Origin of the sequence: Corynebacterium pseudokroppenstedtii, assembly GCF_019754945.1 — a bacterium.
GTDB classification, from domain to species: domain Bacteria; phylum Actinomycetota; class Actinomycetes; order Mycobacteriales; family Mycobacteriaceae; genus Corynebacterium; species Corynebacterium pseudokroppenstedtii.
In genome coordinates, this window is sequence record NZ_JAEUWU010000005.1 from 54,940 (window position 1) to 69,267 (window position 14,328).

Below are 14,328 nucleotides of genomic sequence, written 5' to 3' on the forward strand. Positions count from 1 at the left end.
CGCGTGGAACGCTGCCGAAAACGTGCTTGGCAAAGCGAAGCGCGCTAACTGCATAGTTGCGCCGCGTTTGACGTGCCGCACGTGCATAATCAGTCCGAGAATGTGCCGGATACGGAGAACCTATGAGCACCAACGGCCCCGTCGAGCCCACGACATCACCTGGCCATACTGACCACGCTGGCCGCAAAGACCACAAAGACCACACAGCGTCGAACACACCCAAGCGGCGCGTCTTCAACACCGCGAATGTGTGCACCGCCGTCGCGATTCTCATTATGGCGGCCACCTGGTTGACGCTGGTCCTGATGCAGCCGGATGACCCCTGGGAGTCGCTTGCTGATGGTAAGGGGTCGATCATCGCGCTGGCCGGCTTCGGTGTGAGTGCTCTGATCGCGTTGATCGGGATTGTGCCCAAGCTGCCCCCGCGGTCGCTGGCCCTACTACCTGCGGCGTTGGTCATTAACATCGTGGTCGGGCAGGTGATTGGTACGATGCCGCTGCCGGTTCCTCTCTATCTTGATTCCATCGGGACGGTTCTGATCGCGGCCCTTGCCGGTCCGCAGGCCGGTATGGCGACGGGTGTGCTGTCGGCTCTGATCTGGGGAACCTTCAACCCGACCGTCGTCCCCTTCGCGGCGGATTACGCCATGATTGGCCTGCTCGCGGGCCTGGTGCCGTGGACGAAGCGCTGGGTTCCCCCGATTGCCGGCGTGTTCGTTGGTTTGCTGTCCGCGTTGATGGCAGCGCCGGTGGCGTCGTTCATTTTCGGCGGGACGGCTGGTACGGGCACGGGTCTCTTGGTGACGGCGTATCGCGGGCTCGGATTCAGCCCCATGACGGCCGTTTATTTGCAGTCGCTGACCTCGGATCCGATCGATAAGGTGATCGTGTTTACGCTGGTAGCGGCGATTATTGCGGCCCTTCCACTCCGAACCATCCGTTCATTTTCGGCAAAGAAATCGTAGCGGTTATGTGGCGTTTCGGTATTTTCGGCATTTTCCGGGGCTTCGGCGTTGTCCGCTGACGAGCCCTCGCCTCGTAGCCCTGTAGTTCGCCGAAAACCCCTGGTTACGGCCGTGTGGGGCGGTGAACCAGAATGACGACGGCGCGCCCCCGTATACCGTTGCCATCTAGCCGCGTGTTCCTCGTCATTGCCTCCGCCCCGGGGCCCACACACCACCAACCTTCAGCAATTCCAGTACGACACCGTAAGGAGAACGACATCCACCCGTACACACCGCTCGTGACCGCCGCGTGCCTGATGGTGAGCGTCACGGTGCTCAACGCGCCGTGGGCGTCGGCTATCGGCGTAGCTGTTGCTGTGGTGGCGGCGATTGTTATTCGAAATAAGGCGGCGACCTTGACTGCCGTCACCATCATCATCCCAGCGTGTGTGTCGTTTTCATTGATGTACGGTCTTTTTGGTTCATGGTCGACGGCTGCCGCGCTGAGCCTGCGTTTCGCCGCAGTGGCGGGCTGCGGCGTGATGTTCGGTTCGCTAGTCAACCCGGATGCGCTTATGCGCGCGCTGCAAACGTGGTTGCCTGCGCCGATCGTGTATGTGGTGGGTTCGGTCGTCCGGTTGATCCCGCTGGCGACGTCGCGAATGAGAACCATCCAGCAGATTCAGCGATCGAGGGGCGTGAAGCCGCAAAGGAGGAAGCTGGTCATCCCGCTAGTCGTGGGCCTGGTGACGGATGCCGCACAGCGGTCCCGGCCGTTATCGCGAACGGGGATTGCCCAGCCGGGTCGGCGGACAGTGCTGTACCCCGTCCGGGATCGCGCGTGGGAGCGTGTCGTCCGTTACGGGATGGTCGCGGTGATGTGCGCGGTCTGTGTGTGGGGGATCGCAGGGTAGAGCGGGTTAGAGCAGGGCAGAGATGAAGAAGTTTGTGTGCGCCCCGAGCGGTTCGGGGATGAGCGAAGAGGCGTGGGCCCTTGCGGAAGAGACGGGTGCTGCGTGGGTGGGCAACGATGCGGCGGCCCACATCACTTTGCTGCGGAGCACGGTGGAGCAGGAGCTTGCGTTCGGCATGGAGCAGATGGGCGTTCCCGTGCCGGACATGCGCGCGCGGATCCAGGATGTTGCCGGTCAATGGGGTTTGACAACACTCCTCCAGCGCGATCCATCGAAGTTGTCGACGGGGCAGACGCGCCGGGTGGCCATCGCGTCCTCCCTTCTACGTAATCCTGACAATCTGGTGTTGGACTGCCCGCTCGACGGGTGCGACATGGATGCGACGCGCGCATTGGTGCAGGTCGTGGATAGTTTTCCGGGCGACGTCACCATTTTTGACCGCACATGGAATCACTTAGCTGATCTGTGCGACGTTGAGTCGCGTTATCCCGAGGACATCGGGCTGAATCCCGTTGAGGGGACAAAATATGATTCCCCAGTTGAGTTGAGCAAGACTCCCGACGACGACTCTCTCCCTGCTCCTTCGCCCGTTCTGATGATCAACGACCTCGTGGTCGAGCGCCACGCTTTTACGCTGGGACCCTTGTCGGCGGGAATTCCGCGGGGGATTACTCACATCGCGGGGCCGAACGGTACGGGGAAGACCACGCTTCTCCTCGCCCTGGCGGATTTGATTGACCACAGCGGCGCCGCCCAACCCCACCCTCTCCACTACGGCTGGGCCCCCACATCAATGGACACATCGTTCTCGGCGAAGACAGTCAGGGACGAGATCGCGATCGGCTCCACTCTCCGCAACGCGGACGCGCTGATTGAGTATTGCGGGCTGGACGATGTCGCGGGCGTCCACCCGCTGGACGTAGCGTCGTCGGCAAGAAGAATTGTGTCGGTGGCCTGCGCGCTGGCCCGCGGCCCGGAGTTCCTTTTCCTGGACGAGCCCACGGTTGGCCTGGACGTTTACGGGTATCGCACGTTGGAGCGCATCATGCGCGGATTCGTCGCCGGTGAGATCCATGATGTGCTGCGTGCCCACGGCGGCAGCACATTAGGCGAACCTAAATCCGTGGTGTGGACGTGCCACAACGGGCCATATTCCCAGCTTTCTGACTATCGGCTGGTACTCTGACCAGCGTGTACACACCAGATGCAATCGGAACGCCCTTATCCCCCAGCGCGACCAAGGTCATGTTGCTTGGTTCGGGGGAGTTGGGCAAAGAGGTCGCAATAGCTTTCCAGCGTTTGGGGGTGGAAGTTCACGCGGTCGATCGGTATGACGGTGCGCCTGCTCATCACGTGGCGCAGTTCCATTATGTCATTGATATGACTGACCCGGACGCCATTAAAAACCTTGTCGACGACGTTCGCCCGGATTTTATTGTGCCGGAGATTGAAGCGATCGCGACGGATGCGTTGCGCGATTTGGAGGCGGATTACACGGTAATTCCTACGGCTGAGGCAACGCGTGTAACGATGAATCGCGAGGAAGTTCGCCGTGTGGCGGGGGAAGATCTTGGCTTGCCGACGAGCGGTTATGCATTTGCGTCGACGCGCGATGAGTTCGATGATGCCGTAGATGCGATGGGTTTCCCCTGTGTGGTGAAGCCGGTGATGAGTTCGTCCGGCAAGGGGCAGAGCGTGCTCAACGGGCCGGAGGACCTGGACGAGGCGTGGGATTACGCGATGAGCGGCGCCCGCGTAAACCAGGCGCGCGTGATCGTCGAGCAGTTTGTTGATTTCGATTATGAGATCACGCTGTTGACGGTGCGTGCGGTGGACCCGTCGACGGGGAAGGTGGCCACGTGGTTCTGCGAGCCGGTGGGGCATCGTCAGCATTCCGGCGATTATGTGGAGTCCTGGCAGCCTGCGCCGATGAGCGACGCGGCCGCGGAGAATGCGCGGTCCATCGCGGCGCGCGTGACGAACGCCCTGGGCGGGCGTGGCGTTTTCGGCGTCGAGTTGTTCGTCAAGGGCGATGATGTGTACTTCTCCGAGGTCAGCCCGCGCCCGCATGATACGGGCATGGTGACGATGGGGACTCAGCGCCTGTCGGAGTTTGAGCTGCATGCTCGGGCGATTTTGGGATTGCCTGTCGACGTCACGCTGGTGTCGCCGGGTGCGTCGGCCGTGATTTACGGTGGCGTGAGGGGCGACGGCGTGGCCTTCTCGGGTGTTAAGGAGGCCCTGGCTGTGCCGGAGACTGATCTGCGCCTGTTCGGCAAGCCGGAGGCTTTTCCTCACCGACGGATGGGCGTTGTGACCGCAACTGCCGAGGATATTGAGACGGCGCGGTCGCGGGCGACGCAAGCGGCATCCACGGTGCATCCTTTCGTGCCTGAGGCCGAGGATGGCTGGGGCGATAGCCCGCGCGGAGCTGAGGACCGTGGGGAATAAGCTAGCGAAAACTGAGCTGCAGCCGGCCATGAGCGAGTGGCTTAGTAAGCGGCTGGCCTAGCTTTTGACGAGCCCGCCGTCGGCACATTCCTCCGGGTTGTTACATCTTTGTTACGGTCCCAAAGTTTATTGTCGCGACAAATCTATATCTATAGAGTGGACCTAACGTAAATAACAAGGAGGGATTCCGGTGGGCGAGAAGCTTCGGCAGTTCTTTGGTGTCCCCAGTTTGAGTGCGTTTTTTACCATCGTCATCGGTTTCGTGATTGTGGCATTCCTCATGGCGACGGTCTTGGAAGGCAAAAGTGCGATTTTTAAAGTCATAGTTTTTGTAGCTCTTATCCTGGTGATTCGTGGTGTGGGGGCGCTAGTCCGGTATTTCCAGAAAAATCGAGAGCAAGGGTAACGATTGCTACTCCACCAGAATCTTGCACCCCTGGGATCCTCCATTTTCGTGTTTAATTGTTACGTCGATATAGCTGATATTGGCATTGAGAACGCCGGTGTTAAAAATTGGTCCCTCACCTGTTGTTCCTGCTGAGAAGCCGCTGCCCGTCTGTTTTATATTATTTCCATTAGTGTCGTAAAACTTCATCGCCACCTGATCACCGGGGAGGCCGTGGTAGTGCGTCTCCGCTGTGTTCTTCTCGTGATTGATATCGATGACTTCGGGGTTGCATGTCCCATCACTATTAACAAAATGCCCGCTGGAAGGCTGTGTCGAATTTGAGGGTGTAGGGCTCGAACTATCGGAGTGTGACTCTTCGCTTGGGGATTGCCCTGCGTCTGCCGTTGAAATAGCGCTTTCCGCATTCTCTGTATTCGATGAATCTGACGACGAAGAGCATCCGCTGAGCATAGTTGCAGCGGTAACAGCGATGAATAAAGAAATTAATGAACCACGTTGATACGAAGAAAGTTTCTTTATGTACATCATTTCATCACCATTCTCACGTTGACTGATATTGCGACGTGTTTTCTTCAGTCCCTCCGAAAAGCCCCACCATCAACCCGGAGCGTTATCGAAAGATAAGAAATGAGGAGGTTCGGCTACCACCAAGACTACCCAGATTTGTTTCACTATTCTGATAAGCATTGTGCAGGTTATGTCCTACCGGCAGCGTATGCACCGATCAGGATATGATCGCCACCCCCCGAACCGTTGAGTCTCATCTACAAACTCGCGACCTTCCACCGGGGAATATAATCGGGTGACGTGGATACACACGCGGTATCCGCCGAAGACACATAAGCAGCAACCATAGAAAACTGAACATCGACACCGTCGACCTACGGGAGCCCAGTGATGTGGGCTGAGAGGGCGGGCATCGCCGCCGACCGTAAACCTGATGCGGATAATGCCGCCGGAGGGAAGGAGCCTATGTCCCGGCACATCACTATTATCGGCGCTGGTCTTGTGGGGCTGGCCACCGCGTTTGAACTGACTGAACTCGATCCGGAGTGCTCGGTATCGATTCTCGATCCTGCTCCGCTGTCGGGGGCGAGCCACCACGCCGCAGGCATGTTAGCCCCGGCCGCAGAGATGCAATATCAGCAGGATGCGTTGGTCCCCCTCATGCGTCAATCCGCGCTGTGGTACCCGAGTCTGGTCCGGCGAGTCGCCCTCGCCGCTCATTCCGACCCCGACGACCCCTACGTGACCGGTTTCCGTCGGGACGGAACCTACGTCGTCGCCGCTGATTCGGCCGATCGGGTGCACCTTGCCGAGACGCGAGATTTCCAGGAATCGTTCGGCATGAAGGCCACCCAGGTGACGGTTCGTCAGCTGAGGAAAGCGGAGCCGGCGCTCAGCCCGAATCTGTCCGGTGCCGTGCATATCCCGGGTGATCACCAGATCGATCCGCGCGTGTTCGGTGACCTCATTATCGGTGCGCTGAAGAATCGTGGCGTGGAGATCGTGAAGAGATCGGCCACTCCTTTCGACGTGAATCCCGACGACGTCACCATCGTCGCTAATGGTCTTGGCGCGCCCGAGTTCTTCCCGTACCTGCAGCTGCGCCCGGTGTGGGGCGACGTCCTCCGCCTGCGCGTGCCGGCGGAACTCGACCCGCTGGTCACGTCGGTAATTCGAGGATTTGTTCGGGATCGGCCGGTGTACGTGGTGCCGCGCATCGATGGCGGTTTGGTGCTGGGGGCCACGAGCCGGGAGGACGGCCGCGGTCGGCCGCTGGTGGGTGGTGCGCTGGACCTCATGCGCGACGCCGACACGATTTGCCCGGGGATTCGCGAGTGCACGATCGATGAGATCACGGCGGGTGCTCGGCCGGGGACGCCGGATGACCTGCCTTATATCGGTATCGACGATGGTACCGGCGCTGTTGTTTCTACGGGCTATTTCCGCCACGGCATTTTGCTGACTGCGCTGGGTGCACGGGTGGGGGCGGCGCTTGCGACTGCTGGCAGGGAAGCTACTGCCGATGAGTCCGGTTCCGTGGACGCTCAAACCCGCGCAACCGACTCGGATTCTCTGGCCGACGAACACGGCTCCTTAGAAAAGCGGTTAGTTAAAGGTAACGAGCTCCTCGCTAGGGCGGATGATGACGATGCTCCGGAACTGACCTTGGACGACATTCTCGCTTCTACGGATATTCACCGTGATGTGTAGGAACGATGTGTTGGATCTACGCGCGTCCGTCACGCAGCGTTCAGCTCGGCGACCCCAAGATTCTCAGACGTCACAAGTAATCAACTAAGTCGAACAAATCAAAGGAAACCCAGAGGAAACAATGACAGATACCTCCAACACAACGATCACCATTGAACTGAACGGTGAATCGCACCGGGCGACCAGCGGTCTTACCGTCCGAGCACTCGTCAAAGCTGTGTCAGTGGACGGCGATAACGCCGACCTCACCGCTCTCGCCAACACCGCGAATAACCCGCCCACCAGCAATGACACCACCGTCGATGATGATTTCGACGGTTACGCCGTCGCCATTAATGACGAGATCGTCCCGAAATCCACATGGCAGACCGCCACCATTAGCGACGGCGATCGCATCGAACTTCTCACCGCTGTTCAAGGAGGCTAGGCAATGACTCACAACGCAACCAGGGACGACGATCCTACGACCATCACACCGACGGACGCGGACGACGCGGCATCTCCCGACACCCACGTAGGCGACCCCGACCACTGGGCACTGGCCGACCGTGACCTCACCTCGCGCCTTTTCCTTGGCACGGGCGGGATGACGTCCTTAGATATCATGGAAAAAGCGCTGGTGGCGTCGGAAAGCAATGTGGCGACGGTCGCGATGCGTCGGCACCAAGCGGGGAAAGCTGACGTTTTCGGGATGCTTCGCCGGCACAATGTCCACATCCTGCCCAACACGGCCGGCTGCAAAACGGCGCGCGACGCCGTGCTGACTGCGAAAATGGCGCGGGAAGCGCTGGATACGGACTGGATCAAGCTCGAGGTTGTCGCCGATGACGACACTCTTCTGCCTGATGCGGTCGAACTTGTCGACGCCGCGGAACAGCTGGTTAACGACGGATTCCACGTGTTGTCGTACACGAACGACGACCCCATTGTTGCGCGCCGGCTGGTCAACGCGGGAGTGGACGCCGTGATGCCCGGTGGGTCGCCGATCGGCACGGGCCTGGGGATCCTCAACCCGCACAACATTGAAATGATTGTGAAAGAAGCCGGTGATATCCCTGTGGTGTTGGACGCTGGGGTAGGGACGGCGTCGGAGGCGGCGCTGGCGATGGAGCTGGGATGCTCTGCGGTGTTGGTGGCCAGTTCCGTCACGCGTAGCCACGATCCGGAAGCGATGGCGAAGGCGATGGCCAGCGGTGTTCGCGCTGGTTATTGGGCACATCAGGCGGGAAGGATTCCGAAGCGGCATCATGCTGTGGCGTCCTCGCCGCTGGAGGGGAGGGCATGGGCCGATGCCGTCATCTAGCACAGGTTCCACGTTGCCCCTACTGATTCCCGACGCACGGCTCACGCCTCTCCCACATGACGAACGTGTCCGTACCGCCCGTCACCTGGCGCTTTTCGATAAAGCCGTCCAGCAGCGCTTCGCCGCCGCGCGCGTGTGCGTGATCGGTGCAGGCGGACTGGGGTCACCGCTCCTATATGCGCTGGCCGCGGCGGGTGTCGGCACGAATGGGTATATCACGGTCTGCGATGATGACGTCGTTGACCTCACTAACCTTCAGCGGCAGACACTTTTCGGTGTCGACGACGTTGGACGTCCGAAGGCCGACGTCGCCCGGGAACGCATGCATGCGCTCAACCCCTCGATGACCATTCGCACGGAGGGGCGGTTCGGTCCCGATAATGCGGAGCAGCTGTGCCGCGAACACGACCTCCTGATCGACGGCAGCGACAACTTTGCCACCCGGTTCGTGGCGGCCGACGCGGCGGAAATGACGGAAACGCCGCTGGTCTGGGGTGCTGTTTTGCGCTATGAGGGGCAGGTCTCGGTGTTTTGGTGTCCTCACGGCCCTGGGCTTCGCGATCTTTTCGACGGGCCGCCGACGAAACCGGTGCTGACCTGCGCGGAAGCAGGCGTTCTGGGAGTGACGACGGCCGTGATCGGTAATCTCATGGCCACCGAGGCGCTGAAGGTTCTGGGCGGTATCGGTGAGCCCCTCGTAGGGAAGGTTCTGACGTATAGCGCCACGTCGGCGACGACGCGCACGCTGCGGTTGCGTCGTGATCCATCACGTGAACCTGCGACGACGATTCGTGGCTCGGCGCCCTCCCACCCGGAAGCGGCATGCAAAGCATCAACCGGAAACACCGCGTCAGCAGGGGAGTTCCAGGCTCGTCGTGATCAATCCCATAAACAAACTCATGGTCCTGGAGACATCGCACCGTCAGACCTTCCGGGTTTTCTTGCCGACGGCACCCACGTGCTCCTTGACGTCCGTGAAGACCATGAACGTTTGATCGAGCGCATCACACTGGACGGTGGTGTCGAATCGGGTGGCACGGCGCTCGCGGACGCGGACTCGCGCGATATTCATGTCCCCTTGGGCGTGGTGAAAGCCGATGCGGCGTCGGTACGCATTCCTGAATCAGCGACGGCGGTGGCCGTGTACTGTGCCCGTGGAGCCCGAAGTGAACAAGCGGCTGATATTCTGCGGGAAACGCTGAGCATTCCGGTGTATTCACTGGCCGGAGGCATCACGGCGGTGAAAGCCGTCGCGCAATAAGCCGCAACCCCGGCCTTAATCGTCGTCAAAGCTTGCCTCAAACGTGGTCAGTGGGATGACAAGTAAGGAATAAGCGCCGGAGTATGTCCCGTATCTGACGTAAGCTCGAAGGGGTAGTGGGACGTGGGGGGCGTCACCCCGCGGTCGTACCCGTTGGTTAATGCAGTCGGATAGGCAGGCAAGGGCTCAATGAACACGCTTGATTACGCGCTATGGTGGCAGATTTACCCCCTCGGAGCGTGCGGAACAGACATGTTCAGCCCCCAATCCGACGAACCATCCGACGGGGAAACGCCGGACGCCGAACCATCCGCCGAACCAACGCCCGACGGCGCATCATCCGAGCCAACCTCCGAGCGTGGCGTCGATAAGCCTGGAAAATTGCGAAAACTAGAAGCCTGGCTGGATTATGCCATTGAGCTGGGCTGTTCGGGGATTTTGCTCGGGCCCATTTTCGAGTCGACGGCACACGGATATGACACCACGAATCACCTGCAGATCGATCCACGGTTAGGTTCGCTGGAGGATTTTGACCACCTGATGGGGGAGTGCTCCAAGCGCGGTCTCAAGGTGATGCTGGACGGTGTGTTTAACCACGTGGGGACGCAGCATCCCCTGGTGGCCGAGTCGGTTGAGCGTGCGCGCGCAGGGGCTGAGCAGACACCGGTGAAAACGCACACGCACGACGGGGAGATCGTGTCGGTTCCTTGGGAGGGGAACCTCGATTTGGCTGAGCTGGACCACTCTGACCCGCACGTGGCCGACATGGTGGTGGACATCATGGAGTATTGGCTGGATCGCGGGATCACCGGCTGGCGGCTCGATGCCGCGTATTCGGTGCCCACCGAGTTTTGGCGGACCGTTATCGACCGCGTGCGCGCTCACTATCCCGATGCGGTGTACCTCGGTGAGATCATCCACGGCGAGGAACAGGGCGGGTACATCGAGTTCGCCGCTCAGTCTCACATGGACTCGATCACACAATACGAGGTGTGGCAGGCCATCTGGAGCAGCATTAAAAACGCGAACATGTGGGAGCTGGACCACGCACTCGGCCGGCACCAGACGTTTGTGGAGCAGGGTGCGGCCGTCGCTAATAATCAGCCCGACAAGCGGCCGATCCTTCCGTTGACGTTCATTGGTAATCACGATGTGTCGCGCATTGCTTCGGTGGTGGGGGATAACGGCGCAGTGCTCGCTGCCGTCGCGCAGTTGATGCTTCCCGGTATGCCGAGCATTTATTACGGCGATGAGCAGGGATTTCGAGGTGAAAAGCAGGATGGCTTGTATGCCGACGCCGACATTCGGCCGCCCCTGCCGGATTCCCCAGCAGTTTTATTGCCGACGGGGGAATGGCTGCATGAGATTTATCAACGTCTGATCGGGATTCGTAGGAACCATCCGTGGATCGCGCGTGGCGACCTTGTGGTGGAAAACGTTGAAGATCACATGATCACGTTTGCAGTGACGGGGCAGAACCAGACGTTGCGGACGATGATTAGCCGGGACCCGGACCGTGCCGTGGTGACCGTCGATGACGAGCAAGTTTTCTATTGGGAGCAGCAGTAGGAATCGCGCTTTGAGGTTAGACTTCCGAAGCGAAGTAAAAAGCTCTACGCTAAATGTCACTGACTTTTGTAGGGTAGCCTGGCTAAAATAGCTGAGGAGGAAATCTGGTTGAAACTTACAACCGACCAATTAACTGTGAAATACGGCTCGCATATCGCGGTTGATCACATCAGCTTAAATGTCGATACCGGATTTCATGCATTACTCGGCCCCAATGGTGCAGGGAAATCATCTCTGCTCAGGACAATCGCCGGGCTTACTCAGCCGAGCAGCGGCAGTGTGTATATAGATGGCCGGGTTAGTGACCCGCGTAGTGGCTTGGTGGGCTACCTCCCTCAGGAAAATCTCGAAAAATCACGCTTTACCGTGCGGGAACACCTTGCGTACATGTGTTGGCTGAGGAAAGTCCCACAGCACAAGGTCCGCCACGAGGTCGACAGACTGATAGAGCTCGCTGGTCTTTCGGATAAAGCTGATTCACTCATCAAGCATTTGTCTGGCGGTATGCGACGAAGGGTTGGAATATCATCTGCTCTTGTTTCGTCACCACCGGTTATTTTGCTCGACGAACCAACTGCAGGGCTGGACTTATCACAACGGTCAGCATGTAAGAGAATACTTCATCATGCCTCACAGTCCTCCACAGTTATTATTTCGACACACATAGTCGAAGATGTCATAGAAAATGCAGACACCCTCACGATTATGAAAAACGGAGTAAAAGAATACTCGGGGCCATGGGAAAAATTTGGAGCAGGAAGAGACATCAACAAACTCAACACGATGTATCTAGATCTGCTGGAATCATGAACTCCGGAACAGCCCTGTGAGTGCGTCATAATAGAGTTCATTATTTCTTTCTGACGTCCCTTATACTTTCGCTTCTTGTAAAATCTGCCACGTGGATATTACTAGAGCAGAACGGAAATTCTGTCGACATCGACACTGTATGGGTTTCTGCTCTGATATCGATTCCACTCCTTTTTATATTCACTCATGAGGATGACTTTGATCGTGTCTCCCCACGGTCCATTAAAAGTAGACGGCTAATACTCCTCGCTCTGGTAACCGTATGGGCTGCTCTAGTAGGGTTGCTGTGTTTTTGGGGAGATTTCTCAGACTATGGTTCTCTTACGGTCATAAGGAACGACATCGGCCTTATTGGCCTGGGGTTAGTATCAACCTACGTCCTGAAAAAGACGTTTATCTGGGTACTTCCAGTGTTCGCGGTTCTTGGGTCTCTCACGTTTAGTTGGCCATTAGAGCCGTCTATCGGGCATAGTCTCTGGGGTGCTCTGCGTGCGCCGTGCAGCTTCGTTATGCCTGGTGGGCAGCCGAACCTCAGCGCGCTCCTTATTATCGTGATGTGGGCCGTGGGAGCCGTGATATATGTTCAAGGATGGTCGAAGAGGCGAAAAGATAAGGGCTCTCGTTCCCTAACGGGTTTCCGCCCCGGCAAGAGCTACTCCTCACTAGTATCAAAAGGAAAACTGAGAGCGTCATATGCAATTCCGATTGCGCTGATTCTTATCATCTTTTCGGTGGTGGCTTCTCTGTCGAGTGCGTCGTCATGGCTGGGTAGTCCACAACTCTTGATGATGCAGGGACTAACCGTCTTAATACTCTTCTTCTCTCCGGCGACTCTATGCGCCAGTGTGATATCTAGTCAGGCGCGGTGGCGAAGTGGAACGGCCGACTGGGAGGATACGTCCCCCAGAAGTCGTAAAGAGAGGTTAGTTAGCGCTTTTCGCATATCCGCGTTAAGCACGTTTATCCCCCTCGTCATTCTGGCATTAGTGTTAATAGCGATTTCTTTTGTCAGAGCCGTTCTATCCGGGGTTTCTTATCGCGTTACTATCAGGCAACTCTGGGCGGGGACCCCGACCTTCTTGATGATTGTTGGGCTCTTACTGGTGTCGTGCGTGATTGGCACCGTTCTAGGCTCTCTGTTCAGAGGCGTGTGGATAGCACCACTGTGTTTATTCCTTGGTGTGGTGTTCTTTATATCAGTTCCTGTGGGCTCGTCCACAAGCGTCGATCGTGCTTGGGATGAAGAATATGGTTTTTCATCATGTACAACATCCGAAAAATTCTCGATTGAAGTGTGCAGTTCGGCACCAAATTCCGGCTACCTCAAGCCCATGGCAGCAACTTTGGACGATATATACCAAGAAACGTCATACCGGGACGACCTTCCTCGTAAATTCGTCCTGGTGAACTCGGTGTTCGATGTCAAACACGATGATGTTTTGTCTGTAGGGTTACAGGACCAGCGTCATGTCGTAGCACCTAGGTCACTCGACAAGGAAACAATATTCAGGGATATCAATCAGTCGCTGTCATACATTTATTTGGGCAGTGCTTCCCATAGTGGGCAGCAAGCGAATTTTGACACTGATCAGGTGCTTTCTGCTTTCCGCCCGAATACCGTCCCCACCGATAATCAAGTCATTTCACAAATAGATGTGATGAAACAGCGCCTGGATAATGACGGCCAATGACCAGGTCCGACGAAGGGCGCAACTAGGGACCTAAAACACCCCGGTAGCAGCTAAATCGTCCCATTTCCGCGCTCACTCGCTACGGAACCTGTCCAACGCACGTCGGGCTAGCTCTCCGGGGTTATCAGCGTGCATCAGTGCTCGCACCATTGCGCACCCGGCGATACCGGTAGCGCTCAGAGCCGCAACGTCGTCGGGTGTCACGTCCCCGATGGCGACAATGGGCAAGGATGTTGCCGCTACGAGTGGCCGATAACCCTCAACGCCAATGGGCGCCCGGCCCGAATCCTTCGTCGGCGTCGGACGGAAAGGCCCCGCACCGATGTAGTCAATAACCCCTGGGTGCGATCGGTGGAACTGTTCCGCGGCCTCGACAAGTGGCAGCGTCCCGGTCGTCAGCCCGATGAGGGCATCCGGACCGAGCATGTCGCGGGCCGCATCTGGGGGAAGATCATCTTGCCCCAGGTGAACACCATCGACGGGGGCCCCGGCGCGTCGCGCAGCGTAGGCCACATCGGCGCGGTCATCGACGACGACTCTCGTGTGGGGATTTGCCCGGTGAACAGCTGTGGCACATTCCGTCACAAGGCTGAGCAGGTCCCGCGTGGCGAGGTCCTTCGCGCGCACCTGGACGACGCCGGCCCCAGCCGCCGCGACCTCCGCCGCGGTGTCAACGGTATGCCGGTCCGTCCCCGACGTGACCAGGTAGAGGCGGAAATCCGTGTCGGTGGGGGCCATTCGTGTCCTATCGTCCTATTC

The 14,328-nt window shown here is 58.4% G+C and carries 14 protein-coding genes and 1 riboswitch; of the genes, 12 read left to right on the plus strand and 2 right to left on the minus strand.

Features of this window, described 5'->3' with window-relative positions; all coding sequences use genetic code 11:
* Positions 1 to 275: 275 nt before the first annotated feature.
* The 5 genes from JMN36_RS09145 (at position 276) to JMN36_RS09165 (ending at position 4,715) form a co-directional block, all read left to right on the plus strand.
* A complete protein-coding gene (locus JMN36_RS09145) occupies positions 276 to 965 on the plus strand; it encodes an ECF transporter S component (protein WP_221924371.1) in 690 nt (229 codons plus the stop codon).
* 278 nt (positions 966 to 1,243) lie between these two features.
* Entirely contained in the window at positions 1,244 to 1,858 is a 615-nt protein-coding gene (locus tag JMN36_RS09150) for an energy-coupling factor transporter transmembrane component T family protein (protein WP_236881887.1), read from the plus strand.
* Between the two features lie 22 nt (positions 1,859 to 1,880).
* Positions 1,881 to 3,044: an ATP-binding cassette domain-containing protein gene (locus tag JMN36_RS09155; RefSeq protein WP_221924288.1), complete on the plus strand. Its 1,164-nt coding sequence runs from the start codon at positions 1,881 to 1,883 to the stop codon at positions 3,042 to 3,044.
* A gap of 5 nt (positions 3,045 to 3,049) precedes the next feature.
* The gene (gene purT / locus JMN36_RS09160) at positions 3,050 to 4,309 is read left to right on the plus strand and encodes a formate-dependent phosphoribosylglycinamide formyltransferase (RefSeq protein ID WP_221924289.1); all 1,260 of its coding nucleotides are present in this window, start codon (positions 3,050 to 3,052) and stop codon (positions 4,307 to 4,309) included.
* Positions 4,310 to 4,499: 190 nt separating this feature from the next.
* A complete protein-coding gene (locus JMN36_RS09165; RefSeq protein ID WP_221924290.1) occupies positions 4,500 to 4,715 on the plus strand; it encodes a hypothetical protein in 216 nt (71 codons plus the stop codon).
* Between the two features lie 6 nt (positions 4,716 to 4,721).
* On the opposite strand, the gene JMN36_RS09170 is transcribed toward JMN36_RS09165, so the two are convergent.
* The gene (locus tag JMN36_RS09170) at positions 4,722 to 5,246 is read right to left on the minus strand and encodes a hypothetical protein (RefSeq protein WP_221924291.1); all 525 of its coding nucleotides are present in this window, start codon (positions 5,244 to 5,246) and stop codon (positions 4,722 to 4,724) included.
* Positions 5,247 to 5,591: 345 nt separating this feature from the next.
* Positions 5,592 to 5,699: riboswitch (TPP riboswitch) on the plus strand.
* Between JMN36_RS09170 and thiO the strand changes: the two genes are divergently transcribed.
* The 7 genes from thiO to JMN36_RS09205 all read left to right on the plus strand — a co-directional run bounded on the left by thiO (position 5,691) and on the right by JMN36_RS09205 (position 13,569).
* Positions 5,691 to 6,935, plus strand: a complete 1,245-nt coding sequence (gene thiO / locus JMN36_RS09175) for a glycine oxidase ThiO (RefSeq protein ID WP_221924292.1) — start codon at positions 5,691 to 5,693, stop codon at positions 6,933 to 6,935. Its footprint overlaps the riboswitch before it by 9 nt.
* A gap of 121 nt (positions 6,936 to 7,056) precedes the next feature.
* Complete coding sequence (gene thiS, locus JMN36_RS09180; RefSeq protein ID WP_221924293.1) at positions 7,057 to 7,362, plus strand: sulfur carrier protein ThiS; 306 nt, start codon at positions 7,057 to 7,059, stop codon at positions 7,360 to 7,362.
* A 3-nt stretch (positions 7,363 to 7,365) separates the two neighbouring features.
* Complete coding sequence (locus JMN36_RS09185; RefSeq protein ID WP_269091335.1) at positions 7,366 to 8,238, plus strand: thiazole synthase; 873 nt, start codon at positions 7,366 to 7,368, stop codon at positions 8,236 to 8,238.
* Positions 8,225 to 9,499: a ThiF family adenylyltransferase gene (locus JMN36_RS09190; protein WP_221924294.1), complete on the plus strand. Its 1,275-nt coding sequence runs from the start codon at positions 8,225 to 8,227 to the stop codon at positions 9,497 to 9,499. The genes JMN36_RS09185 and JMN36_RS09190 overlap by 14 nt, the downstream gene beginning before the upstream one ends.
* Positions 9,500 to 9,688: 189 nt before the next feature.
* A complete protein-coding gene (locus JMN36_RS09195) occupies positions 9,689 to 11,068 on the plus strand; it encodes an alpha-amylase family protein (protein ID WP_236881885.1) in 1,380 nt (459 codons plus the stop codon).
* Positions 11,069 to 11,176: 108 nt separating this feature from the next.
* The gene (locus JMN36_RS09200; RefSeq protein ID WP_204087485.1) at positions 11,177 to 11,878 is read left to right on the plus strand and encodes an ATP-binding cassette domain-containing protein; all 702 of its coding nucleotides are present in this window, start codon (positions 11,177 to 11,179) and stop codon (positions 11,876 to 11,878) included.
* Between the two features lie 1,112 nt (positions 11,879 to 12,990).
* Positions 12,991 to 13,569 (plus strand): hypothetical protein, encoded by a 579-nt coding sequence (locus tag JMN36_RS09205; protein ID WP_204087484.1) that lies wholly within the window; start codon positions 12,991 to 12,993, stop codon positions 13,567 to 13,569.
* Between the two features lie 72 nt (positions 13,570 to 13,641).
* On the opposite strand, the gene JMN36_RS09210 is transcribed toward JMN36_RS09205, so the two are convergent.
* Entirely contained in the window at positions 13,642 to 14,307 is a 666-nt protein-coding gene (locus JMN36_RS09210; RefSeq protein WP_204087483.1) for a thiamine phosphate synthase, read from the minus strand.
* Between the last annotated feature and the right edge of the window lie 21 nt (positions 14,308 to 14,328).

What these genes read in the sequence shown, in the direction of transcription:
- JMN36_RS09145 (WP_221924371.1), top strand. Translation starts at nt 276, where the DNA reads ATGGCGGCCACCTGGTTGACGCTGGTCCTGATGCAGCCGGATGACCCC.
- JMN36_RS09155 (WP_221924288.1), top strand. Translation starts at nt 1,881, where the DNA reads ATGAAGAAGTTTGTGTGCGCCCCGAGCGGTTCGGGGATGAGCGAAGAG.
- JMN36_RS09170 (WP_221924291.1), bottom strand. Translation starts at nt 5,246, where the DNA reads ATGATGTACATAAAGAAACTTTCTTCGTATCAACGTGGTTCATTAATT.
- thiO (WP_221924292.1), top strand. Translation starts at nt 5,691, where the DNA reads ATGTCCCGGCACATCACTATTATCGGCGCTGGTCTTGTGGGGCTGGCC.
- thiS (WP_221924293.1), top strand. Translation starts at nt 7,057, where the DNA reads ATGACAGATACCTCCAACACAACGATCACCATTGAACTGAACGGTGAA.
- JMN36_RS09185 (WP_269091335.1), top strand. Translation starts at nt 7,366, where the DNA reads ATGACTCACAACGCAACCAGGGACGACGATCCTACGACCATCACACCG.
- JMN36_RS09190 (WP_221924294.1), top strand. Translation starts at nt 8,225, where the DNA reads ATGCCGTCATCTAGCACAGGTTCCACGTTGCCCCTACTGATTCCCGAC.
- JMN36_RS09195 (WP_236881885.1), top strand. Translation starts at nt 9,689, where the DNA reads ATGAACACGCTTGATTACGCGCTATGGTGGCAGATTTACCCCCTCGGA.
- JMN36_RS09210 (WP_204087483.1), bottom strand. Translation starts at nt 14,307, where the DNA reads ATGGCCCCCACCGACACGGATTTCCGCCTCTACCTGGTCACGTCGGGG.